The sequence below is a fragment of the Pseudoalteromonas sp. MEBiC 03485 genome (assembly GCF_004195145.1).
Classification (GTDB): domain Bacteria; phylum Pseudomonadota; class Gammaproteobacteria; order Enterobacterales; family Alteromonadaceae; genus Pseudoalteromonas; species Pseudoalteromonas apostichopi.
Genome location: NZ_SGBT01000001.1, coordinates 1,946,415 through 1,970,703, shown reverse-complemented (window position 1 = coordinate 1,970,703; position 24,289 = coordinate 1,946,415). Strand labels below are relative to the sequence as shown.

Here is a 24,289-nt window from a genome sequence, read left to right as displayed (position 1 = left end):
ATAGTTGGCTTTTCATCTGTATTTAATTTGAACAGCAAAGACTCAAGAAGTTCAGGTTATTTTCTTATAGCAAACAAATATAGAACGTTCCAAAAAGTACTGTATCAACCCCGTTAATTTGTATTACAATAGCGCTGGGCACACATCTCTACTCCAGAACAAAGTATTTGTTACTGGCATTTTCAATTATCAAAAATCTATTTTGTTTTTAAATTTATTTTTAAAGGAATTACATGACTAACGTAGCCAACCCCCAAGGCAACGCAAGCACGTTTACCATTCTGATAGTATTGGCTTTAGGCACATTCATTTTAGGCCTATCAGAATTTTCTATGATGCCAATGTTGCCCTTGATCAGCGAAACATTTTCGTCTACGCCAGCGCAAAGTGGTTATGCCATCAGTGCTTACGCAATAGGCGTAGTCGTCGGTGCCCCGCTATTTATGATCACAACCGCCAACATGCGTAAGCGCAATGCACTGTTGATGTTTGTCAGTATGATGTTTTTATTCAATGGTTTAAGTGCTTTTGCAAACTCACTTGAGCAACTTATTTTATTTCGATTTTTAAGTGGTTTACCACACGGTGCCTACTTCGCCGCTGCTATTTTATTAGCCGCCGATATCGCCCCTGCCGATAAACGCGCAAGTTTTATGTCAAAAGTATTTATGGGTTTAACCATTGCTACTATCGTTGGCGTGCCCATGGTCACCCTTGTGGGTCAAAACTTTAGCTGGCGTTATTGTTTGGCGGGCACCGCTGTACTTGCGTTAGTTGCCTTGGTATTGATTGTGAAATACGTACCTAACGTAAAAAATACCGCGCCAACATCGATTCTCGATGAGTTAAGTGTATTAAAGAACAAGCTCGTATGGACCATTCTAGGTATCATCATTATTGGTTTTGGTGGTGTATTTTGTGTTTACACTTACATTGCTGACACTATTTTAGAAGTCACCCATACCCCTGCTTACACTATCTCTATTGCCATGATCATGTTTGGTATTGGCTGTACTTTAGGTAACTACGTATTAGGTAAAGCCGCCGACCACTCACCGCTGAAAACCACAGGCGCAGCGCTAATTGGTGCTGTTGTATTTGCAGCCAGTTATGTAAGCGCCAGCCACAATATTTGGCTGTTATATGCGGTTATTTTCTTTATTGGCTTTAGCGTGGGTTTAGGTACCGTGATCCAATCGCTATTAATGGATGTATCACCACAAGGCCACGCCATGATAGGCGCACTTGTGCAATGTGCGTTTAATACAGCCAATGCCATTGGCCCTTGGCTTGGCGGCATGGCTATTGCCGAAGGCGCACTGCCAAGTCAAACAGGCTATGTTTCGGCGGCACTATTCTTAGGTGGTTTTTTAATGTGGTCGTTAAGTGCGATGCAGATGAAAAGACAAAGCTGTAAGCCTTAAGCTCTCAAAAATGTAGCAGCGATTTTATATCGCGTAGGATAAGTGGCGTTTAACCTGAATGATTTAACATTCGGCGTTAAAACGCCTCCTACGCTATCAGACTTACTCATCCTGAAATATCTCTTCGATACTCAGGTTGAATAAACGCGCGGCTTTAAATGCTAATGGCAAACTTGGGTCAAATTTACCTTTTTCAATCGCATTAATAGTTTGCCTAGACACATCCAAAAGCTCTGCGAGTTTCGCTTGGGTGTAGTTGTGCTCAGCACGAAGCACTTTCAAGCGGTTTTTCATTCTTCGCCCTCGTCGTTTAACTGCTTATTCATCATTAAAAGACTCACTAAATAGGTTAAGCTCATAAAGATTACGAGGTGCGATATATCTTCTTTAAAGCTTATTAAACCGCTTGATTGCACCACCGAATAAGCTAAACCAAATACCAAGCTTGCACCCAAAGTAATGGCCATTGCATTAAGGTGCATACGCTGCTGAAGCTCATCCATTCCTTGTAGTTGTCGTTTGTTCGATAAAATCATCATGATGCCAACTACGACATTAATTAAGATTGCTACAACACTAAAAACAGCCTGCTCTTGCCATAAAAAATGTGGTCCAAATGAGGCAATTGCTAAAGTAATCACCCATGCTGATGTCCATTTAGCGAGGTTTAGCGTGTTCTGCTTATTACGCTGTTTAAAGGTTAATCCTGTTTGATTCATTATTCTCACCTTGAAAGTAAAGTAAACTTGACTAAAGATTAATCTAGCAACACAAAAAGTCAAACAAACTTTACAAAAAGTTTTATATACACGACATCAATATGATTTTTTAATGTTAGGAAAGGCAAGGTGCTTGCTGTTAATCTCATAATATTGTATTAATCAAAGTATCACGTAATACCAATTTGCTTAATTAAGTGAGCTATTTTGAGGCAATAAAACCTCGTTGAAAACAAGGCAAAAATTTCGTTGTTTAGTTGTTCTAAATGAGAAATTTTTAACGCAGTTAGCGACAGGTTTAATCCCTCAAAATGATTAAGTATTATTGCAAGTTGGTATGATCTTATAAAAAATCGGTCCAATCGGACTGCGTTTCTAACAATAACAATGAAGATAACACTATGAATACGGCACTGTTTTTCGTTGGAGAATGGCAAGTTACCCCGGCTACCAACTCAATCCGACGCGGTGAGCAAACAAAGCATCTTGAACCCAAGGCGATGGATGTATTACTGCTGCTATGCGAAAAACAAGGTGAGCTACTAACAAGTGAAGAAATTATCAGCCATTGCTGGCCAAATGTAGCGCTGGGTGACAACCCCCTGCATAAAGTGATCACCCAATTACGTAAAGCCTTTGACGATAAAGCAAGCGATCCGCATTACATAGAAACCATTCGTAAACGCGGTTATCGAGTAATTGCCGAAATCAACTTTCCACTCAACGAAGAACAAAAAGCCAGCCAAACCAGTTGGCAAGGTGATTCTCCCTTTGTTGGCTTAAGTGCGTTTGCACCAGAGCAAGCCGATGTATTTTTTGGTCGTAACAAACAAATTGCCACCTTGTTACAGCGAGTGTCGGCTCAAATTGAGTTTGGTCGCGCATTTTGCTTAATTTTGGGAGCCAGTGGTTCAGGTAAATCGTCGTTAGTTAACGCAGGTGTATTGCCCGCTTTAATGTCAAGTAATGGCTACGATGGCATAAGAGTACACAGTTACTGCCAACTCGACTTTGCCGATGTCAGTAAAGAGCGCTTACTGCTTGATTTAGCCTCAACCTTGCTCGATTTAGAAGTAAACGACGCACCTGTACTTAGCGATATAAGCGCCGATGCGTTGGCTGAATTGTTATTAACAGATCCAGAACAGGTTATTTCCCGCTGTAAAGCAGCACTTGCAGCGCTAAATAAAGAGCGCACTACGCCCTATCTATTTTTATTTATCGACCGGCTCGAAGTGCTATTGTCATCACCGCTATTTAGCGATGACGAGCGCAACCAGCTGTTAGCACTTATTGAGCGCTTAGCAACAAGTGGATGCATGATCATTTTTAGTGCCTGTCGTAATGACTTTTACCCGCAGGTAGTGAGTCAACCAAGTTTAATGGCAGGTAAAGCCAATGGCGCACACTTTGATTTATTAGCGCCAACTCGCTCTGAGCTTAAGCAAATGATCCGTTTGCCAGCACTTGCAGCAGGCTTAAGTTGGCAACATCACCCAGAGCATCACACACCGCTTGATGAACAACTTTGTAACGATACTGCCAATAACCCAGATGCATTGCCAATGCTGCAATACACCTTGCAACAGCTTTATTTACAGCGCAGCCCAGACAACGAATTATTGTTCTCTGAATACCAAGCGCTTGGCACCATCGAAGGAGCCATCGGCCAAAAAGCCGAACAGGTATTTTACCAATTACCCAAAGACCAACAAACTGAACTTGCCGCAGTCCTTTCTAAGCTGATCACTTTAAACCCAGATGGCGAAACACTCACTAGCCGTGCAGCTCGTTGGAGCGAATTAACCAGCCCTGCTGCGACCAAGCTTGTTCAGGCCATGGTCGACAGCCGCTTGTTTGTATCGCACCTTAAAAATGAGCAAGCCTGCTTTAGCCTTGCCCACGAAGCGCTGCTACGCCATTGGCAACGCGCCATAGATTGGGTGCAAGAGCACCAACAAAGCTTAGCAATTCAAAGCCGTGTGCAACTAGCTAGCGAGCGCTGGCTGCTTGAACATAAACACAGCGACTTTTTATTAGCGCAAGGCAAACCGCTACAAGAAGCACAAAGCCTAGTTAAAAACCCTATGTTTAGCTTATCGAGTGACGAACAAGCGTTAATTAAAGCTTCTAACAACAAAGCCAAACGTAAAAAACGCGTGTTACAAATAACAGCGGCTGCACTTGTGTGCTTAACCTTTATTGCCACATTTATGAGCGTGCGCAGCTACCATGCTGAGCAAGTAGCAAAACAAAAACGCCAAGAAGCTGAGAGTTTACTGGGTTTTATGGTCGGTGAATTTGCCGACAAACTCAGAAGCGTTGAACGTATGGATTTACTTGATGGTATTAGCAATAAAGCCCTTGAGTATTTTACCAATCAAGACGAAGAAACAGCGTCTTTGTTTGACTTTAGCGATAAACAAGCCCAGTTTAATAACCGTTTTCAATACGCTCAAACCTTAGAGGCCATGGGCGAAGTGGCGTACTCTCGCGGCAAAACCGACGAAGCCCTCACCGCCTTTGAAAATGCGCGAACGCGCCTAGAATCTTTACTAAAAGTTCAACCCAACAACCTTGATTTACTAATGCTCGCAGGGGCCAATGCCTTCTGGCTTGGTAATTTAACTTATGAGCAAAGTAATTATTTAGCGACTGAGCCAATGTTCAAACGATACTTGGCTTACAGCGAAATGATGTATCAGCTTGCCCCTAATGACTTTAATTCAATTATGGAGCTATCTTACTCACACAATTCACTTGGCTCGCTGTATTTAAAACAGTTTAACTACGCACTTGCAAAACAAAGCTTTACTGAATCCTTAAAACTTAAAAACCAAGCTCTTGAGCTTAAACCTAATAACAAAAATTTATTACGCGATAAGACAGATACTATCAGCTGGATTGCAACCACAGAAGAAAGGCTCGGTAATTTAAACGCTGCACTCGAAATGCTTGAACAAGCTTCTCAACAGCTAGTCAACATGCTTAAAACGGCACCGAATGATGCAAGTTTGCAAAGTCATTTAGCAAACACTTATATGCAGCAAAGCTTTTTATTGAGCTACTTCCCAAATAAGAGAGCGGCATTTTTAAAAGCAGAAAAAGCAACTAATGCGATTAATCAAGCAAGAATACAAGATCCAAAAAATCAAAACTTTCAACGCACCTTTTATAGAACGCTTGCATACCAATTAATGCTGTTAGATAAAAATAAAACTAGTGAAAGGGTAAAAGATGTTTTGAGTTACATTGATAATCAAGGGTTTTCAAATACAACTTTAATAAACATTCAAATAAGTGTCATTCATTATTTAATAAATAGAAATCTTTTAAGTGAAGCCGAAGTCCATTTATTAAAATTAGAAAGCAACTCAGACTTTATTGAGAGATTGTCTGATACTAAAAAAATAGAAAACAACTCTATTCTAATTAGGGTTAACTTAATTAAAGCAAAGCTTGCTGAAGACAAGATAGCAAGACAACAAGCATGCCAAGAAGCTATTAATGCAATTGAAGAAAATAATAACGGCGATAAAAGTATAAAAAGAACTTACCCACTTATTCAAGCCTACACCTGTTTAAACAAGGAAAGTGAGGTAGGCACAATTAAAAGTAAACTAATAGAGTTAGGTATTACTAACTTTGATCTATAAAAACAACTAGAAGGTAATAACAATGAGCGAAAGTCAAACTTACAACTTTACAGTGAATGTTACACTTAACACTGAAAATGAAGCTGTATTCACATACTTCCAAGACGGTCAGCAAGTTTCTGGTGGCGGTACTGTCAATGAAAGAAACAGCCTCGGTATTTATACACTTGATGACGCAACTGTTGATGCTGGCTTTCAATTTACAGGTGCTAAATTTGCAAACCTTGAGGGTGATTGCGAGCAAGACTTTAGCTTTAAAGTCACTAATAATGGTCAAACAATTGAGATTGCCGATACAGATGATAATAGCGGTACTGCGTGTATGACTTTCATCGTAGAGTGCAATGGCACAAGCTATGAAAGTGCCGACCCGCAAGTAAAAAATGATAAAGAAGACTAAAGACCTCTCGTAAAAAGCTCCTTCTTAGGAGCTTTTTTACATTACAAAACAACAAATTAAAACCAGAAGATTACCAGAAGGTTAATTTGCACTTTTTTAAGTAACTTTATAGACACCAAAGTCGTTTGCATCTGCAAAAAGGAAACGAACGTGTCTACTAACAAAAATGAACAACCAAGCACTGCAAAATCAGAAGCGAAAAACGCACTACCGCAGTCTATCAATTCAGAGCAACTTGCACTGATTGCACAAATGTTTCAGAACATTCCTGAAGGAGTGTTTATCATTAATGGTCAAGGCACGTTTGAATTTGCAAACCCGATGGCGGCTCAGCTTTTAGGAGACAACCAAGAAGCGTTAATCGGGCAAAACATTTTACATTACCTACACGACACCGATCGTGATAAATACATGTATACCCTACTCAGTTGGTTAGACCATAAAGACTCGCCGATAAGTCTTGGGCCAAACGAAGTTAAAATAAACCGCGCTGATAATAAAACCCTTGAGGCGGATTTATGTATATCGAGCCTGCCAAAAAACATTGCCGTTGCAGAAAATTTATTTATTTGTGTATTACATGATTTATCATCACACAAAGAACAATATAACCGCTTAATTAAACAGGCTACCACTGACCATTTAACCGGCCTTGCAAATAGATTAACTCTTGAGGAATCATTAAAAGAGCATTGGCAAGAAAGCGTACAAACCAACCAAGCCATTAGCACTATATTAATCGACATTGATTACTTTAAATTATTCAACGACCGATTTGGTCATGTAAAAGGCGATAAGTGCTTACAAAAAGTAGCAAGTATAATCGCAGAATCACTCCCTTCTCGCGATTGTTTAGCAGCCCGTTATGGTGGTGAAGAATTCGCCATTATATTACCCCGCTGCCAAAAAGATACGGCCGCCGCTATTGCTAAACATATTCAAATAAAAGTAAATAACATGCCATTTACTGATATAGGTTTACCAAGTGATTTTAGAATAAGTGTAAGCCAAGGAATTGCCTGTGAGTTTAATAATCAATATCGTACTTCAGAGGCATTAATTTGTGCAGCAGATACTGCTTTATACCGAGCAAAAACAGAAGGTAGAAATAAAATAAGCATTAGCGCGTAAACACATAGTTAACAACACAAAAAACTAATTAACAAATCGCGTTAGTTACACATATACTATACTTTTATGTTATTTGTTTGTTCCCATTATGCGTTTTACACTGCGCTAAAATAGATAAGTCAGATGGGAATCAAAAATGGCATTATTCAAAAAATTACCTTTGCAACTTGCAATCGCAAGTACGCTTGCTGCATCAGTGACTGCAATCGCTGCTGAGCAACCTGCTGAAAATACAGCAAAAGATATTGAAGTTATTTCAGTGACGGGCACACGTCGTAGTTTACGTAGCCTATCTGAAAGTACTGTTCCGGTTGATTTATTAACAAGCCGCGATTTAGCAAGCACAGGTCAGCTTGAAATTAGCCAAGTACTTGCCTCTCAATTACCTAGTTTTAACTACCCTAGCGCCACCATTGCTGATGGTACTGACCACGCAAAACCTGCCGTATTACGTGGCCTTGCCCCTGATCACACACTGGTATTAGTCAACGGTAAACGCCGCCATGCGGGTGCCCTATTAAATTTAGGTGGCACAGTGGGTCGTGGCTCAACGGCGGTTGATTTAAATAATATTCCTACCTCAGCAATTAAGCGCGTAGAAGTACTGCGTGATGGCGCTGCCGCGCAATATGGTTCTGACGCGATTGCTGGTGTAATTAACATTGTACTAAAAGATGCCGATGAAGGCGGTAGTGTAAGCTACACATACGGTGAGTACGACACTCAAATGGCAGGCTCTCCTCAGCTACTAAACACTACAACTGATAGCGAAGGAAACCTAAGCTTTGAAACTGGCAGCGACCGTGAAGTAAACGACGGCATTTCGCGCACAGCAAGTGCTAATGCGGGCTTTGCGCTGGGCGATAACGGTTTTATTAACGTGTCGATTGAGTCACGCAATAACGAGCCAACAAACCGCTCTGGTTTTGATGCACGTGAGCAATATAGCCGTGATGAGAATGGCAATTTAGATTCGCGCGAATTTGACTTTGACCGCTATAACCACCGCTTTGGTAAAGCCGCTATCGAAGACTTCGCGCTTTTTTATAACTTAGGTTATGAGTTTGATAACTCACTATCGCTTTACTCATTTGCAAGTTACTCAAACCGTAAAGGTAATTCAGGTGGTTTTTATCGTCGTGCGAAAGACTCTCGTAACTTACCTGAAGTATATCCTGACGGTTTCTTACCACAAATTGATACCGACGTAGATGACTACTCATTTGCGATTGGTCTAAATGGCGAAACTAATGATTGGGCTTGGGATGTAAGCACTAATTATGGTCGTAATGACTTTGGTTTAGGTGTTAGCAATAGTTTAAACACTTCAATGGGCGTAAATAGCCCAACAGAGTTTGATAACGGTGCGCTTGTGTACGAGCAATACCTAGTGAACATGGATGCTAGCAACACGCTAGACTTAGGTTTACCTGATGATGTGTTTGTCACCATTGGTGCTGAGTATCGTCACGAAAACTACCAAATTAAAGCAGGTGAAACAGCCTCTTACCTCACTGTATTAGATGACGATGGCAACCCTGTTGCTGCCGGTGGTGCACAAGTTTTAGCAGGCTTTTCACCTGACAGTGCAACCGATAAAAGCCGCCATAATGTCGCTATTTTTGCTGAGTTTGATACCTACCTTACAAGCGACTGGAATGTGGTTCTCGCTGGCCGCTTTGAAGATTACAGTGACTTTGGTAGTACTTTTACATCAAAACTGGCTTCTCGTTACAGCGTGAATGAATCATTGTCTCTACGTGGTGCTATTAGTACTGGATTTAGATCACCTTCACTTGCACAAACGTCTTACAAATCGGTAAGCACGGTATTTGAAAATGGTATTCCAAGTGAAGTTGGTTTGTTCCCTGTTGATGAACCTGCGGCGCGTGCACTGGGTGCTCGTGACCTTGATGCAGAAGAATCAGTTAATATGACGGCGGGTTTCATCTTTACGCAAGGCGGCTTTAGCCTAACCCTTGATGCGTATCGCATTGAAATTGACGACCGTATCGTACTGTCTGAAAACTTAAGCGGCCCTGAAGTTGAAGCGATTTTAGCCGAAGCAGGCGAAGTAAATACGCAGCGCGTTCGTTACTTTACTAATGCCATTGATTCACGTACGCAAGGTGTTGATATTGTTGCGACTTACTCATTAGGCATAGAAAAATATGGTGATTTACGCTTAAGTGCTGCGGTTAACTTTAACGACACTGAAGTGACGAATGTTAAAGAAAACCCAGCAGAGCTTGAAGCGCTTGGTGATAGCTACGAATACTTTGCGCGTCGTGAAATAACCCGCTTTGAAGAAGGCACCCCAGCAAATAAGTGGAACTTATCTGCAACATGGGATTATGAAAACTTCCAAACAACACTTCGTGCCACGCGTTACGGTGAAGTGGTGGATACATCAAGCACACCTGAAGGTGATGAAGTACTTGATGCTAAATGGATTGCTGACTTAGAAGTGGCTTACCGCCCTGATGAGCAGTGGAAGTTCGCATTAGGCGCTAATAACCTGTTTGATCAGTATCCTCAAGATACTGTAAGTAATATTGGTTATAGCGATTTCAACCAAATTTTCCCTTATAGTGGCTTTGCGCCATACAGCTTAGATGGCCGTTTTATTTACGGTAACATCACTTATAGCTTCTAAAAAAAAGCGGTGATGACCTAGGTCATCACCGCTAGCTTCTGAAACTATAATCTCAAAAATAATTAAAAAAATTTTCGGATAGATAAACTATATGCAAACTTGTTGCGACTAACTAAATAACATAACCCATTAGGACATCATTATGAATTTAGTACGCATCAGCGCAAGTGCACTCTTAATCACAGCCACTACTGCCTGTATTGGCCTCTCAAATGCCAGTACAACAAGCAACCAAAACGATTATCGTGTTATTACTTTTAAAGATTGCAAAAAGGTAAGCGAAAGCACCCTCAATAACGAACAGATTGCTGCATACCTAGAGCTTGAACGTGAGCAGGTAAAACTAGAAGCGCTAGAACAACCAATTAGTGACATAGAACTACAAGTCACTGAGTACTCTGAGCAAATAGAAGCGATCACCGAAGAAGCAGTTATTGAAGACGAGAACCACCTGCGAATTAATAAAAGCTTATTAAAAGAGCAAGATAAGCTGGCTAAAGAACTAAATAAACTTATGGCCGCTCATGATGCTGATTTTAAAGCACTAGAACAGCAAGCAAAGTTAATCGAACATGCCGCTAAACAATTTGATAAAACAATGAAGCCTTTGATGGAACAAGGTGAGTCAACCCATCTACAAATTTTAGCGCCGGGTGAAAACGAAAAACCTGGGTGTTTTTACAATATCTAAAGTACATTAGCGAGATGTGCATAAAGTTTCGCATGTGATTGCCGAATGTCTTCTTTATGCACTTGCTTAAACCATTTTAATGCTTGATCTTGCTTTCCTGCTTGCCAATTGATTTCAGCTAAGCGTAACTTATAAATAGCTATCACATTTCGATCTGAGTCTGAATTCATGTACTTAAGAGACTGTACATAAACTTCATCTGCTTGAGCATAATTCGCCAAAAGTTGATGGGTGCGAGCTAAGTTACCTAAAGCCACAGAGATTTTGCGGTTATGATTGGTTTTTAAAATCCAATCGGCTGCGATTTTTCGGTTTGCAAGCGCACCGTCTACATCACCTAATGAGTGAAAAACATTCGCTTTATTCGACGCAAGTTCAAAGTGAAAAATAGGATCTTTGCTTTTGCCAAAGCGGCGCTCTGCCCTATCAAGAATTTGCAGTGCTGTTTCCTTGTTACCAAACACATATTGCAAATTAGCCAGCTCGACCATGCGCATAGGGTTACCAAAGGAGTCGAAGATTGCTTGCAGTTTTTCAAATGCTTTTTTGGCATATTTACGGCCTGTTTCAAAGTCGCCTAAATAATGCATTGATTTTGCGTAGTAAAAGTAAACTTGAACTTGAAAAACGACTGGTAACTCTTCACTCGCAACAAAAGGCTCAGTGCTATCTTTCAAAATCTCATATTCCATCTTATCGTAGAAATAATCAAACTGATAAGATTTAATCTCATACCAATGCGCAGAGCCAAGCTCACTGCTTGCAAGCTGTTGGTTAATGTAATCTAAGCAACTAATTTGTGACTGTTGCTCACAAAACATTTCATGATCACTAAAGTTTTCAGAGGCGCTGGCATTAAGACTAGATAATCCTAGTAATAACAAAGCTAACTTTTTCTTCATTCACAACTTTCTCAGTGATAATTCACTCAGAAAACTAACAAAATTTAATACTTTATAACAGTATTTTTTAATTAAATTGATAATTGTAACCAAATACTAGGTTTTGATCTGAGCCATAATCACTGTCTTCTGTTGCGGCAAATACCTTGAAACTTTGTTTTTTATCAAATTGATAACTTGCACCAATGGCAGCGAAATAACCTGAATAATCATTAGAGCCTATCGAATAAGCTGCGGCTGCCATTACTGTCCATTTTTCGGACAATGATCTTTAATTAGTAAAGCCTCTTTACCTAACTCTGCATTCCTTTTATCTAACTACAATCAGGTATATAAAGTTAGGTTAAGAGTATATAGTTTTACTGTGCATCACTACAACGCAGCGATACACTCCACCTCAACCTTTGCGCCCAGTGCTAAGCCACTGGCTGCAAATGCGCTTCTAGCAGGTAATTTAGTAAAAAATGGCGTGTAGGCTTGATTGGCTAAAGGCCAGTCTTGTATATCTGCCAACATAAGGGTGCATTTAACAACATCGTTAAAATCTAAATTGTGATCTTGCAAAACAAAGCCAATGTTTTTCATCGCCTGCGTCATTTGGGTGCTGATGTCATTGCCAGCCAAAGCCATAGTGGTTGGCAAGTTGCCTAATTGCCCCGATAAAAATAATAACCCCGCCGCTTCACGGGCCATCACAAACGGTAATTTTTCATTATCACCCAAGTGGATAAATTGGCCATTTTTAATCACATGAACAATGTTTTGGCTATTGGTAATCTCGTTACTTGGATCTCTGCTAAGCACCACAAGATTCGCCGTTTTACCTGCCTTTATCGAACCTGTTTTTTTCTCAATGCCAATCACTTTTGCACCATTAATGGTTGCAGCCTGTAGAGCTTCTAAAGGCGTTAAACCTGCCCGTTCAACTAATAACTGCATTTCATGGTGGACCATAGGCGTTACAGTATTAAACCTGTCACTAGTCACATCGGTACCTGCTGCTATAGTCACACCGGCTTGATGAGCCAACTGTGTAAACAGCCCGCCCCACTCATTGAGCAATAACCCTTTTTCACCACGAGAGGCTTTGGTTTTATCAAATACCGTTAGGGTCGAGTCTAGAATAGTGCCCTTTTTTTTCATCTGCTTTATTAATGTTTGATAAGCTTCTAGTTGCTTTGCATCGCTTTTTTGCTGTTCTGTTAAGGCAACATTTTTACGGCGCATATCATAGAAATTCTCAATAACTTGCGCAGCAAAATCAGCAGCATGCGAAATTGTTTCAACCCCACCATTAACCGCTTCAAGCGGTGTTGCTGGGCCAATAAAAGCATGCGCCCATACCTTAAGGCCATGTTTTTTAGCAGCTTTTGATAACTTTGCTACCACTGCCCCTGGCACATTTGCATAAATTTTGATGCCGGTTGCCCCCTGCCCTTTGCTACGCAGCATAATGGCATCAAAGTCACTGTTTTCATCAACGGCTCGCATCCAATCCACAGTGCCCGGGATTTCACCTTTTGCAGAGGCGACTGTGCGGGGGTCAGAAAAGAACGCTTTACCACCAATAATCACAGAATAATAAATATCCGGTGATTGAATAATATCGTTATCGGCTCGTCTTTTAAGTGAGCTCAAAGCGCGGGTATCGCCGCCCATATCGCGCACACTTGTCACACCACCCTGTAAAAGCTGACGCAAGCGAGTGCGCGTGATTTCATCGTTATCTGAATCATCAGGTGATGTAGCATGGTGCACATGCGTATCGATTAAACCGGGTATTACATACTTACCTGCTAAATCGATTTTAATGGCATCGTCGGCAAAGCGACGATAGCTTGCAGGAACAATTTGTTTGATTTTGTCATCTTCTATGATGATGGTTTGTGCTTCATTAACCGACAGTGCTTCCACGTCGATTAGGTTAACATTTTGTAATGCAATGGTTTGAGCCACCACCGACGACGATAAACCCAATGCAATGCTGGCAAGTAATGTGTTGATACCCGATTTCATGATCACCTCTTATTCTTGTTCTAGCTATCAACTTACACCTGAATTGCTTGGTTTTACATCTCACAAAAGTTTATAGTGTATAAACTTATAGTTTAAAAATAATAACAATGAACAAACTAGAAGCCGTCAGAGCCTTGTGCTTAGTCGCTGAATATCAGAGCTTTACTCAAGCTGCTAAGCAAATGCAGCTCTCTACCACCATGGTTAGCCGCTATGTAAAACAGTTAGAGCAAAACTTAGGCTGCTTGCTGTTAAAGCGGAACACCCGCAAAGTGTGTTTAACCGATGCAGGCCAGAGTTATGTACTGCAAATGAAGCCTTTACTTAATAAATTTAATGAAGTTGATGAAGAGCTTAGTGCGCTTAGCCAAGTGCCTAGCGGCAAGCTTGCTATTTCAACTAGTATAGAATTTGGCTGTCAATATTTAGCACCTTTAGTCAGTCAATATCAGTGCGCTTTTCCCGGTGTGAAATTAGATATTGTACTGTCTAATACGCCTGTTGATTTATTTGATAGCCAAATTGACTTAGCATTTAGAATTGCCCCTTCATTACCAGATGCCAGCCACATAGCGCAAACTGTTTGCCACTCATCATTATCTTTGTGGGCAAGCCCTGCATATTTAAAAAACCATGGCGTTCCAAAAGATATAGCAGCCTTATCTGAGCATAGATTACTGTTTTTCAACCATCATATTCGTAATGAACAATGGATATTTTGGGTAGATGGCCAGCATGTTTGCCGCAAGTTTAATTGGGCAATGACCTCAAATAATGGTCGATTTTTAAATGAAGCAGCGGCGGCCGGTGATGGGATAATTCAAGCCCCCCGTTATTCAGTAGCCCCGTTTATAAAATCAGGTCAATTAGTTGAAGTGTTAGCAGAGCATACTTTAAAACCATTAACGATTGCTGCGGTTTATCCACATAGGTATGCGCTGTCAAATCGAGTTAAAACATTTGTTGAGCTGGCTAAACAGTATTTTAGCCAGCATCCGATCCCTTAAAGAAGTAGCAAGCTACCTAAACCTAGGAAGGTGACAAAGCCGACGATGTCGGTGACTGTGGTAAGGATCACAGAGCCAGAAAGGGCTGGATCGATTTTAAGCTTATCTAAAATCGATGGGATCACCACTCCTGATAACGAAGCAGCAACTAAGTTAAGTAAGATAGCGATAGTAATGGTTACACTTAACATGCCATCGTTGAACCAGAAATAAGTGAGTACACCAATTACAAAGGCCCAAACACAGCCATTTAGCGCGCCCACTCTAAGCTCTTTTTTCAACAGCGCTCTACGGTTGGAGTCGGTAACCTGACCAAGCGCTAAACCGCGCACAATCACCGTTAACGTCTGACTACCCGCAATACCGCCCATAGAAGCGACAACAGGCATTAGTACCGCAAGAGCAACCACTTGTTCGATAGTTGCACCAAACAAACCGATAAACCAAGAGGCTAAAAATGCCGTTGCTAGGTTAATACCAAGCCAAATACCGCGGTTTTTTGCCGACTTAGTGACGCTTGAGAACAGATCCTCGTCTTCACGTAGACCACCTGCTTTTGCAGCGGCTTCGTCGGTGACTTCTTGACGCAATTCATAAGCTGATGACACTGACAATCGGCCTAATAGTTTGTTGTGGGCATTCACAACAGGCATCGCCATTTGCTCACTGTGAATAACCACTTCAGCCGCTTCGTATAGGTCGTCATCAGCATGTAAAGCCGATACATCAAGGTTCGCGTAATCCAGTAGGCTGTCGTTATCATTGGCTTTAAATAAAGCATTGATAGCCACTTCACCAATCAATGTACCTTTTCGGCTGACTAGATAAATCACCTCGGTATACTGCGGTAAACCTTTTTGAAAAATTTTACGCGCGCCAGCCACGGTGAGTTTTTCTGACACTTTTAGCGCATCAAAATCGAGCCAGTGACCTAACTGCTCTGGATTATATTGCTGTGCAAGGTCGTACTGCTTTGTTTGAACTTCATCAAGTTGTCTGCGTGCATAATCAACAAAGCGCTCAGGAATAATTTCTTCAAGTTCAAGTAGCTCTTCTACACTGACTTCGTCAAGTAGCTTAAAGCCAGCGCCTTCTTCTAGACTTTGCAATAACCAGCGGCAACTATCCCCCCCTAAGTTAATGAAGATTTCATGCTGGGTATCTTCATCAAGTAATTGCCAAATTTCTAAGCGCTGCTCTTTGGGTAACGCTTCAAACAATAACGATAAATGCTCGGTAGAAAGCTTTTCTTTAGCATCAGCAAGTAACTTATTTTTGCGCGTTGTGGTGTCACACTGAAGCAAGTCATCAATTAACAGGGGAAGTTGGTCAACAGGATACTCAATCATTTGAGACCTCGGTTAATTACATCAATAACAATAGTCTAACGCAGCTTGAGAAAAATAACTGCCTAGGAATTGATATATTTTTATCTACACTTCATCCGTAATAAAGATGTACATAAAACCTTTTCTCCCTAAGTAGAGAATAAAAAATAATTACCCCTTTAATTGACTTGGCGTAAGCCCAGTCCAGCGCTTAAACGCTCGTCTGAAATTAGCAATATCATAAAATGATAAGCGCATGGCGACTTGCTCATTGCACTGCTCACGCATGGCAAGCAGGTAAATCGCTTTACGCTTACTTTGCTCATCATACAAAGTAGAAAAACGCACGCCATGAGCTTTTAGTTTACGCTTGAAAGTTGCGGGGCTCATGGCAAATTGGCTGGCTACTTGTTCTAAATTTAAGGCCGGATTTTGATAAATTAACCGGCTTACTGCTTCCACAAAAGTGCTGTTGGCAGAACTTAATGCCGCTAGTTGCGAGTTAATTTGTGAAAACCTAAAGCTACTAAACGCCGGGTTAGTAAGCCTAAGCGCTTGTTTATTCAAAATCCAACGAGTTATTGGCTTTTCAAAGGCGACTTTAAGGCCTAAATGTTGTTCGTATTCTTGGCTATGTCTGGCTCGTTTGTAGGCAAATTCGAACTGACAAGGTACCCGCTCACCCGCCACTTTTTTAAGGATTTGATAAAAAGCGGCGCTGTAAATCTCCATAACATACTGGCTTATTTCATCATCCAAACCTACTGCGTTTTGCAGCACAATGTAATACTGCTCGTTATGTACATAACTATAACTAAATAACAAAGGTGCCAGTTGCATGCGCAAATTGTGTAACTGCTTTAAAGCTTGCCCAATATGCTCTGCATGTAACACGCCTTGGGCGGCAACAGAGGTATCGTTTGCTAGTTGACTGCCTAATAAAAAGCCGCTGTCGGCTGATTTCATCAATTGCTTAAACTGCGTTAATAAGCGCACTTGCTGCGAGATACTAAACTGATGCTGCACACTCATTAAGTCTTGCTCAAACACCCCTGTGCCTCTGAGTAACTTATGCAGTGCAATGCCGCGGCTTAAGGCCAGCTCCACCAGCGTGGTGATCAGTCCCTGTGCGGTGAGGTATTTGTCATCTTGATTAAGATACGGCTTCACAATGGCTGACTCTTTGTTGTTTTTGTTGTTGTAACTTAGCGTGTAAACGCGAGCTTAAACTTTGTGGCGTATCGCCTTGAACACTGCCTACTAAGGCCGCTGTTACATCTTGAAACTTAGCGTGTTTTTCTCCTTCGACCTTAAATGCACAATGGTTCAGCGCCGAGGTAATTTGCGCCAGCAGTTCTTTCGCTTGTACTGCGCTGGTATTTGGCATCAGCACCATAAAGCAGTCTCCCGCGTAGCGGCACACTACATCGGTAAGACGGCAATTCATCAATAAAAGCTCGCTCACTTCACCTAGTAAGCGGTCGCCTTCGATAAAGCCAAATTCAGCGTTAAAATCAGCAAAACCGCGAATATCAATGGCGGCCAATTGCAACGGTTGTGGTTCATTCAACTGCTCTTTTAATACCGCTTGTAAATAATCAGCCTTATAAAGTCCGGTGATTGAGCACACTAATTCATGCTCGCGATGCTGTGCTTCACGGCGCTTTAACTGCCTGTTAAGTACGTATTGTTCTTGGTGCCATTGATACAAGCCAAGGCTTGTGAAAATCATGCCAATCGGCGCAGGCAATGATTCTATCCATGTGAGCCATGTATTGGTGGGTTGATGTAACCACTCATCAAATAAATCGAGGGAAGCTGAAAACATAAAAAGCCCAAGCCCAAGCACTAAAAAGCTTGTTACTTTCCCAGGCGGCCTTGAAATAAGCAGTGCAGCTATCCAAGTGAGTGTCATCAGTACAATGCCACCCTCGCCTAAAATATCTAACCAAGCTATATCCGCAAGAGGCTTTAATTCTCCTGCTTGCGCGCTTAGCAAAAACGCAATCACAAACAGAGCAATGACTGCATTGGTTAAAAATCGATGATGAGTAAAAGGGTTAAATCGCATTTTAGATACCTAACAATAATTCACGCTGCCATGCTAACCCGTTAGCGTTTTAAGCAGCAGGGTCATATTAGCTCAATGATGTGACAGCAAAACGACAGTCAAACCTTATTAAACCCCTTAAGCACTGTATTTACCTTAAAAAGATAGGGTTATTGCAGCTCAAAAGTGTTTTTAAAACCCTCTAATCACTTGTTTTTACTACCTGTTAGCGACTTTCTGTCACATTTGCGTCATTTAAGCTGCGTACTTTGCTCGTCAAACCAAGGACAACCAGGAGCAACCCCATGAAACAATTTAAAACGAAGGCGTTAGTTAGCGCCCTCGCCTTATGTCAATTTGCCGCTTACGCACAAGATGAGCAAAGCAGCGAAGAGAAAAAAGTAAAAGTCTCTGAAGAGCTTGTTGTATATGGCGAAATCGGTTATCGCAACCGCTCACAAGAGCTGGCACCGACGCTTGAATACTCACAAGAATACTTTCAGCGCTTTGAACCTCTTACTGCCGGTGATGCATTAAAACGTGTACCCAGTGTGACGTTTTTATCAGATGTTTTAGAGTCTGATGGCGCGCGTATGCGCGGCTTAAGCCCCGCTTACACCAAGGTCCTTATTAATGGTGAAGAAGTACCTGGTGCTGGTGCTGACCGCTCATTTTTTGTTGACCGTATTCCTGCTGAGCTAATTGAGCGTGTTGAAATTATTCGTGCTTCAAGTGCAAACCGCTCTGCAGATGCCATTGCCGGTACTCTAAACATTGTATTGCGTGACGGTTACAGCCTAGATGGTGGTTACCTTCGTGCGGGTGGCCTGCGTTATGACGATGGCGAATTAAAAGAAAGCTTTGCCGGTGTTTACGGCACTGAGTTTGCTGGTGGCCGTTTGTTACTTGGCGCTAACTTACAAGGTCGTTATAACCCAAAACAGAAATCAAGCTTACGCTATGGCGACAGCCCTGAGAATAACGCTAATTACAAAACTGAAGAATTCGATAACCGCGAAGATCAATCAGATACTCGTGACGGTGACGATACTTCGCTAAATGCCAGCTACGAAATAGCCTTTGATGATGGCAGCAAGTTCGATATCAGCGCGATTTGGGTTGATACCGACCGAACTGAAGATGAGCGCTCATTCGAATATGATGACCCAACAGCAATCAATAACTCGATTGTTGAAGGTGGTAATCTTGAAACCGACAACGCTAATGTGTCTTTCATCGACCAAACCAACTACAACATCAACTCAGGTTATGAGTTACCGCTCTTTGGTGGCACCAGTAAATTCAAGCTTGGTTTTGCAAGCTTTGAAGAGTCTGTTTACGAGCAAGAAGTAGAAATCGATACTTCTGAACTACCTATGGTGTTCGAGGAAGAAGAAGAAACCGTAGACCTTGATGACAAAGAATGGTCATTACAATGGCAACATAGCCTATTTGCAGGCGAGAACAAAACGATTCAATTCGGTGCCTTTGTACAAGGTAAAGAGCGAGATACCGCCGTCTATCAAGCAGAAGATGAAAGCGAACAAAGCTTTACCAGCTGGGATCAGTTCAGCAAAACACCACTGTCACTGGCAGGCTTCAATAACGAGTTTGAAGCAGCCGCTGGTGGTGTAAATAAACTCGAAGAAGACCGCCTAGACGTATTTGCGCTAGTGAAACACGAAGACCAAGACTTCTCGTGGGAGTTAGGTGTACGCTATGAAACAACCGACTCAACCATTACTGACAAAGCAGAAGGTGTGAGCGCTAAAAACGATTATGACTTTTTCTTGCCATCGGCACACTTACGCTACAACGTCTCAGAAAACGGCCGTGTGAGTGCCTCTGTAGCGCGTAGCTTACGTCGCCCTGATTTTGACTACATCACCCCCGCTCTACTTGAAAAAGAACTAGGCGATAACGACTTTTTAGGTAACCCAGACCTACAACCAGAATCATCGTGGGGTATGGACTTAGGTTATGAATATCGCTTAGGTAAAAGCGGTGTAGTGGGTATCAATGTGTTCTACCGTGATGTTACTGACCTTATCGAAATTGCCAATACAGGCCAGCAAGGGTCAGAAGGTGATGGTACTTATATTTTGCAACCTCGTAACACCGGTAATGGCAATGTTCAAGGTATCGAGCTTGATTTATCAACCCCGTTAAGCGCTATTAGCATGCCAAACACAGGAGTATTCTTTAACTACTCATGGCTCGATTCAGAAGTAGATGACACCTTTGGTAGCCGTAAATTCAACGACCAATCTGACTACGTATTTAACGTTGGTTTTATTCAAGACCTGCCTGATTTAGGCGCTTCATTCGGTGCAACTTACCGTAAACAAGGTGATGCTTATGGCCGCATCGTAGGTGAAGAAGTAACCACACACTACGGCGCAGACCTTGAAGTATTCGTAGAAAAGCGCTGGCAAGACGTCACGCTTCGTTTAGTAGGTTCAAACCTACTAGATACAAGTAAAGACGAAACCTTTAACAAGTTCGACACCGTTGATGACCAAATCAACCGCGACTTTGACGAGTATGAACTGGAGTCTGAAGAAGCAGGCCCGGTTATTCAGTTAATGCTGCGCTACGCATTTTAATACACAAAAGAGTTATTAAGGCAGCGCATTGCTGCCTTGTTTTATATTTGGGGATCCCATGAATTTTACAAAACCACTTAACCTTGTAGCCAGTGCAGTGATGCTAAGCACCCTAGCAGCCTGTAGCCAAACAACAGCGACCGAGGCGCCAAGTAAAAACCAATTAACAGCCTTTGGCACAACTGAAAATATGCAAGGCTCACAAGCAGCAGCCCTTGCTGATGACGCTTGGTTATTGAGCTCACAAAGCCAAGGCTTACAACTCATTGATGCCACAGGTAAACAGCACGCATTACAAAAAGGTAATTTCGAAGCGCTCTCTGTTAAAGCAATCAACAAAAATAGTTACCTTGTTGCCAGCATCGATAACGAAGCTGACCAAGCAGTGATTTTTAGCTTACAAAAAGCACCAAAATGGCAGTTAACCGAAATTAGCCGTATCAGCCCACCTAAAGCAAAACCTGAGGCTGTGTGCTTATTTGCTAACCCGACAACTCAAGCTGTGTCAGCATTTGTGGCTGATGCCCGCGGCCTTATCCGCGAGACTTTAGTGTTTGATATTGCAAACAAACGTGCATTAAACCTTGAATTACGCGAGTTTGCAGGTGTAAGTGAAACATCAGGCTGCGCGGTTGATGATAACAACAAAACCCTTTACCTAAGTGAAGGTGAGCTAGGCATTTGGCAAATTAACGCAGATGCCGAATCTCGGGCTGATAAAAAGCCCATTGCTATGATGTCGCCATTTGGCAGCTTAGCGCCTGAAGTTGGCGGTTTAAGCACATCAGATGATGGCAGCTTATGGTTCACCACTTCTGAAGATAACCAATTACATCGCTACGAAAGTAAAACTAAACGTTTTAGCAGCTGGCAATTTGCTGGAGAACTGGCAATTGAATCTGCCGCAGTGCGCTTTAATAATAATCAAGCTGACATCGTGTTATACGATGATGAATCTGGTCATTATGTAAAAGGTCAAATCGAGGGCCAAACCCAGAGACAAGCTAAGCTAAAAAATAGCGTTAAAACAACTGCTGTTACTTACATTAATGCACAAGCGCAAACCGATGCAGTTCGTGCTTTTGGTGATGCCGCCGATGATCCTGCAATTTGGGTAAACCCAAGCAATGCAGCAAAAAGCCTGATTTTAGGCACCGATAAACGTCGTGGTTTAATGGTGTATGACCTTGCAGGCAAAGAGCTACAAGCGCTAGAAACTGGCCGTTTAAATAATGTTGATGTGCGCCAACATGCAAGTATCAGCAACGCAACGAATACCTGGATTGCTGGCAGTAACCGTACTCATAACAGCATCAGTGTTTACAGCGTCGATACTCACAATCAGGTGCAACATATTGCAGAGCTGCCAACGACTCTAAAAGAAATTTACGGTATGTGTATGTATTCATCAAACACCGGTAACTATGTGTTTATGAATGATAAGTCAGGTCTGTTTCAGCAATACAGACTAATCGGTAATAATGAGAGCGTATCAGCACAACTAGTGCGCGAATTTAGTGTTCCGAGCCAACCTGAAGGTTGCAGTGCAGATGATAAAACCGCACAGCTATTTTTAGGTGAAGAAGACGAAGGTATTTGGTTTATTGGTGCTGAGCCTACAGCAGAAAATAAACCTGTAATGCTACAAACCGTGAACGATATGCTGGTGGATGATGTAGAAGGCATGGAAATCTATCACGCTAAAGATGCCCGTTATTTAGTGGTTTCTAGCCAAGGTGACTACAGCTATGTGCTTTATAAAATTATCGATGGCAATCCCCCTAGCCTTGAGTTTGCGGGTAAATTTGCAATCAGCAATAACCTAGAGTTAGCAATCGATGGCGTATCAGAAACCGATGGCCTAACGGTGACACCGGCTGCGCTACCAGGCTACCCTGAAGGGGTGTTAATTGTGCAAGATGGTTACAACCGTATGCCACAAGCACCGCAAAACTTTAAGATTATTGACTGGCGCGAAGTAAAAAAAGCCATTCAATAAATTACTCCGTAAGGGTGCTCGGTTTATCTGGGCACCTTTTTTATCTGAACATGTTTAATCAGTAAAATAGATAACTAAAGCCCCCTACTATTGCACCGTAAATTAGCATAGGCAAAAAGGTTTTCTTAAGCACTGGCCCTTCTTGATTATTAACTCCAACAATACTGGCTACAGCAATAATATTGCTAATGCAGATCATGTTCCCCATCGCCGCACCCGTTGATTGCAACGCAAGCACTAAAGTTTCTGATAAGCCCACTTGCTCTGCTATGCCATATTGAATACCGCCAAAGGTAAGATTAGACACCGTTGCCGAGCCCGAAAAGAAAGTCCCGAGCGCCCCCAAATATGAGGCAAATAATACCCAATGTTCTCCACTTACATTAGCAAAGGTGCTCGCCATATAAAATATGGGCGCATTATGGCCACCTTGCATTAAAACATTAACCATCACCAGCGCCCCAATTAAGGCAATACATGGCAGAGCAATACGCCCTAAGGTATCGGTGCACATCTGTTTAACTTGTAGCTTGCTCATTTTAAGTAACGGTACACAGATCAGCACAACCAATACAAACGGGATTAAGGCCGGTACAAATAAGGTTTTATACGACCACCCCACTGACGTACCAAATATTTCGTGTAATGAAAGGATTAGGGCTTTACTTAATTCAAATTGAGCGAAGCCCAAATGCATGCTCATCCAGAGTGTTTCGTCGTTAAGCAATGCTTTAATGCCTAGCTGATGAATACGGGTTATGACCAGCACAACAATTAACAGTAATAACGGGAATAAAGCTAAAAACAGCGCTTTTGGTGTGAGCTCAACCTTGCCTTTCATGCTTTGTATATTTACAGCTGAGTTATCTAACCCCACTCCCTTATTCGCTAAAAAGATAGTGAGCAATAGCCCCACTGCACCACCTATCAACGATGGAAATTCATAGTTCCACTGGGCAAACAACCAATAGGGTAAGACACATGAAAACACACTTAAATAAATGAATACGCTATTTTGACGCACCTTTTTTAATGGTAAAACAAGACACAGCGCAATCATAGGAATTACCAAAGCAGCAATAACATGACAAAGCGCCGTCCATCTTGAGATAGCCAGCACTTGTTCATCATCTAATTGTAGCGCCGAGAAACCAAACCAAGTAGGCGTGCCAACAGCCCCAAAAGACACGGGAATCGAGTTTAGAATCAAAGTAAAAACAATCACTTTAAAAGGCGAGAAACCAAGCCCGACCAAAATAGGCGCCGCGATGGCCGCAGGCGTACCAAACCCCGATGCGCCTTCGAGCATAAATGCAAATGCCCAACCTATGATCATCAACTGTGCAACCTGATTACTGCTAATAGATTCGAGCCAATGTTTAATCGTGGTTTCGGCTCCAGATATTGCCAACATGCGATTAAGTAAAATAGCCCCAGCAATAATCGAAATAGGCGTCATGACAGACAATACACCGGCAAACGAATTTGCAAGCAATAGCCGTAAATCAGCTTGAAAGTAAAACAGTTGCAGTAAAGCAGCGAGTAGCGCCGTTATTGGTAAGGCAATATAGGAAGCGATGGGGCTGCGTTTTACCATCATCCAGATCAGCACCAAAATAGGTAGTGCAGCCACTAGGGTATTCATGGGTCATCCTGTTGTTTTTATTAAGCGCTTTCCTTAATTCAAAGTATAGACAGGATAAT

18 protein-coding genes are annotated in these 24,289 nt (G+C 41.9%); 9 read left to right on the top strand and 9 right to left on the bottom strand.

All coding sequences use genetic code 11. The features are described from left to right. Positions 1 to 233: 233 nt before the first annotated feature. Positions 234 to 1,424, top strand: a complete 1,191-nt coding sequence (locus EVU92_RS09025; RefSeq protein WP_130050947.1) for an MFS transporter — start codon at positions 234 to 236, stop codon at positions 1,422 to 1,424. Positions 1,425 to 1,526: 102 nt separating this feature from the next. On the opposite strand, the gene EVU92_RS09020 is transcribed toward EVU92_RS09025, so the two are convergent. Beyond that, the gene (locus EVU92_RS09020) at positions 1,527 to 1,718 is read right to left on the bottom strand and encodes a helix-turn-helix transcriptional regulator (RefSeq protein WP_054551820.1); all 192 of its coding nucleotides are present in this window, start codon (positions 1,716 to 1,718) and stop codon (positions 1,527 to 1,529) included. After that, the gene (locus tag EVU92_RS09015; RefSeq protein WP_130050946.1) at positions 1,715 to 2,143 is read right to left on the bottom strand and encodes a hypothetical protein; all 429 of its coding nucleotides are present in this window, start codon (positions 2,141 to 2,143) and stop codon (positions 1,715 to 1,717) included. Before EVU92_RS09015 ends, EVU92_RS09020 begins: the two co-directional genes overlap by 4 nt. A gap of 401 nt (positions 2,144 to 2,544) precedes the next feature. Here EVU92_RS09015 and EVU92_RS09005 point away from each other — a divergent pair, with 401 nt between their 5' ends. The 5 genes from EVU92_RS09005 (at position 2,545) to EVU92_RS08985 (ending at position 10,677) form a co-directional block, all read left to right on the top strand. Next, positions 2,545 to 5,799 (top strand): winged helix-turn-helix domain-containing protein, encoded by a 3,255-nt coding sequence (locus EVU92_RS09005; RefSeq protein WP_130050944.1) that lies wholly within the window; start codon positions 2,545 to 2,547, stop codon positions 5,797 to 5,799. Positions 5,800 to 5,821: 22 nt separating this feature from the next. Continuing rightward, complete coding sequence (locus EVU92_RS09000) at positions 5,822 to 6,199, top strand: DP-EP family protein (protein ID WP_130050943.1); 378 nt, start codon at positions 5,822 to 5,824, stop codon at positions 6,197 to 6,199. A gap of 150 nt (positions 6,200 to 6,349) precedes the next feature. Next, the gene (locus EVU92_RS08995) at positions 6,350 to 7,330 is read left to right on the top strand and encodes a diguanylate cyclase (RefSeq protein WP_240701307.1); all 981 of its coding nucleotides are present in this window, start codon (positions 6,350 to 6,352) and stop codon (positions 7,328 to 7,330) included. A gap of 136 nt (positions 7,331 to 7,466) precedes the next feature. Continuing rightward, on the top strand, positions 7,467 to 9,986 hold the full coding sequence (locus EVU92_RS08990; RefSeq protein ID WP_130050942.1) for a TonB-dependent receptor: 2,520 nt from the start codon (positions 7,467 to 7,469) through the stop codon (positions 9,984 to 9,986). Positions 9,987 to 10,128: 142 nt separating this feature from the next. Next, positions 10,129 to 10,677: a hypothetical protein gene (locus EVU92_RS08985; RefSeq protein ID WP_130050941.1), complete on the top strand. Its 549-nt coding sequence runs from the start codon at positions 10,129 to 10,131 to the stop codon at positions 10,675 to 10,677. On the opposite strand, the gene EVU92_RS08980 is transcribed toward EVU92_RS08985, so the two are convergent. The 3 genes from EVU92_RS08980 to EVU92_RS08975 form a co-directional block, all read right to left on the bottom strand. Next, entirely contained in the window at positions 10,674 to 11,579 is a 906-nt protein-coding gene (locus EVU92_RS08980) for a tetratricopeptide repeat protein (RefSeq protein ID WP_130050940.1), read from the bottom strand. The two genes, EVU92_RS08985 and EVU92_RS08980, sit on opposite strands and share 4 nt — an antisense overlap. Positions 11,580 to 11,646: 67 nt before the next feature. After that, positions 11,647 to 11,823 (bottom strand): hypothetical protein, encoded by a 177-nt coding sequence (locus EVU92_RS21570; RefSeq protein ID WP_168990004.1) that lies wholly within the window; start codon positions 11,821 to 11,823, stop codon positions 11,647 to 11,649. A 128-nt stretch (positions 11,824 to 11,951) separates the two neighbouring features. Next, the gene (locus EVU92_RS08975) at positions 11,952 to 13,595 is read right to left on the bottom strand and encodes an amidohydrolase family protein (RefSeq protein ID WP_130050939.1); all 1,644 of its coding nucleotides are present in this window, start codon (positions 13,593 to 13,595) and stop codon (positions 11,952 to 11,954) included. Between the two features lie 107 nt (positions 13,596 to 13,702). Between EVU92_RS08975 and EVU92_RS08970 the strand changes: the two genes are divergently transcribed. Continuing rightward, a complete protein-coding gene (locus EVU92_RS08970; RefSeq protein WP_130050938.1) occupies positions 13,703 to 14,602 on the top strand; it encodes a LysR family transcriptional regulator in 900 nt (299 codons plus the stop codon). Here the strand turns inward: EVU92_RS08970 and EVU92_RS08965 are convergent. The 3 genes from EVU92_RS08965 to EVU92_RS08955 all read right to left on the bottom strand — a co-directional run bounded on the left by EVU92_RS08965 (position 14,599) and on the right by EVU92_RS08955 (position 18,001). Then, the gene (locus EVU92_RS08965; protein ID WP_130050937.1) at positions 14,599 to 15,951 is read right to left on the bottom strand and encodes a magnesium transporter; all 1,353 of its coding nucleotides are present in this window, start codon (positions 15,949 to 15,951) and stop codon (positions 14,599 to 14,601) included. The genes EVU92_RS08970 and EVU92_RS08965 overlap by 4 nt on opposite strands. Positions 15,952 to 16,101: 150 nt before the next feature. Further along, on the bottom strand, positions 16,102 to 17,100 hold the full coding sequence (locus EVU92_RS08960) for an AraC family transcriptional regulator (RefSeq protein ID WP_130050936.1): 999 nt from the start codon (positions 17,098 to 17,100) through the stop codon (positions 16,102 to 16,104). Beyond that, positions 17,084 to 18,001 carry a GGDEF domain-containing protein gene (locus EVU92_RS08955; protein ID WP_130050935.1) on the bottom strand — a complete coding sequence of 306 codons (918 nt, stop codon included), beginning with the start codon at positions 17,999 to 18,001 and terminating at the stop codon, positions 17,084 to 17,086. Before EVU92_RS08955 ends, EVU92_RS08960 begins: the two co-directional genes overlap by 17 nt. Before the next feature lie 284 nt (positions 18,002 to 18,285). On the opposite strand from EVU92_RS08955, the gene EVU92_RS08950 reads away from it, so the two are divergent. Further along, complete coding sequence (locus tag EVU92_RS08950; RefSeq protein ID WP_130050934.1) at positions 18,286 to 20,586, top strand: TonB-dependent receptor; 2,301 nt, start codon at positions 18,286 to 18,288, stop codon at positions 20,584 to 20,586. Positions 20,587 to 20,644: 58 nt separating this feature from the next. Further along, entirely contained in the window at positions 20,645 to 22,585 is a 1,941-nt protein-coding gene (locus EVU92_RS08945; RefSeq protein WP_130050933.1) for a phytase, read from the top strand. Positions 22,586 to 22,643: 58 nt separating this feature from the next. On the opposite strand, the gene EVU92_RS08940 is transcribed toward EVU92_RS08945, so the two are convergent. Further along, the gene (locus EVU92_RS08940) at positions 22,644 to 24,230 is read right to left on the bottom strand and encodes an L-lactate permease (RefSeq protein WP_130050932.1); all 1,587 of its coding nucleotides are present in this window, start codon (positions 24,228 to 24,230) and stop codon (positions 22,644 to 22,646) included. Positions 24,231 to 24,289 lie beyond the last annotated feature (59 nt).

Bases quoted from the DNA above. Each gene is read 5' to 3' on its own strand.
- EVU92_RS09025 (WP_130050947.1), top strand. From the start codon at position 234: ATGACTAACGTAGCCAACCCCCAAGGCAACGCAAGCACGTTTACCATT.
- EVU92_RS09020 (WP_054551820.1), bottom strand. From the start codon at position 1,718: ATGAAAAACCGCTTGAAAGTGCTTCGTGCTGAGCACAACTACACCCAA.
- EVU92_RS09015 (WP_130050946.1), bottom strand. From the start codon at position 2,143: ATGAATCAAACAGGATTAACCTTTAAACAGCGTAATAAGCAGAACACG.
- EVU92_RS09005 (WP_130050944.1), top strand. From the start codon at position 2,545: ATGAATACGGCACTGTTTTTCGTTGGAGAATGGCAAGTTACCCCGGCT.
- EVU92_RS09000 (WP_130050943.1), top strand. From the start codon at position 5,822: ATGAGCGAAAGTCAAACTTACAACTTTACAGTGAATGTTACACTTAAC.
- EVU92_RS08990 (WP_130050942.1), top strand. From the start codon at position 7,467: ATGGCATTATTCAAAAAATTACCTTTGCAACTTGCAATCGCAAGTACG.
- EVU92_RS08985 (WP_130050941.1), top strand. From the start codon at position 10,129: ATGAATTTAGTACGCATCAGCGCAAGTGCACTCTTAATCACAGCCACT.
- EVU92_RS08980 (WP_130050940.1), bottom strand. From the start codon at position 11,579: ATGAAGAAAAAGTTAGCTTTGTTATTACTAGGATTATCTAGTCTTAAT.
- EVU92_RS21570 (WP_168990004.1), bottom strand. From the start codon at position 11,823: ATGGCAGCCGCAGCTTATTCGATAGGCTCTAATGATTATTCAGGTTAT.
- EVU92_RS08975 (WP_130050939.1), bottom strand. From the start codon at position 13,595: ATGAAATCGGGTATCAACACATTACTTGCCAGCATTGCATTGGGTTTA.
- EVU92_RS08970 (WP_130050938.1), top strand. From the start codon at position 13,703: ATGAACAAACTAGAAGCCGTCAGAGCCTTGTGCTTAGTCGCTGAATAT.
- EVU92_RS08965 (WP_130050937.1), bottom strand. From the start codon at position 15,951: ATGATTGAGTATCCTGTTGACCAACTTCCCCTGTTAATTGATGACTTG.
- EVU92_RS08955 (WP_130050935.1), bottom strand. From the start codon at position 18,001: ATGCGATTTAACCCTTTTACTCATCATCGATTTTTAACCAATGCAGTC.
- EVU92_RS08950 (WP_130050934.1), top strand. From the start codon at position 18,286: ATGAAACAATTTAAAACGAAGGCGTTAGTTAGCGCCCTCGCCTTATGT.
- EVU92_RS08945 (WP_130050933.1), top strand. From the start codon at position 20,645: ATGAATTTTACAAAACCACTTAACCTTGTAGCCAGTGCAGTGATGCTA.
- EVU92_RS08940 (WP_130050932.1), bottom strand. From the start codon at position 24,230: ATGAATACCCTAGTGGCTGCACTACCTATTTTGGTGCTGATCTGGATG.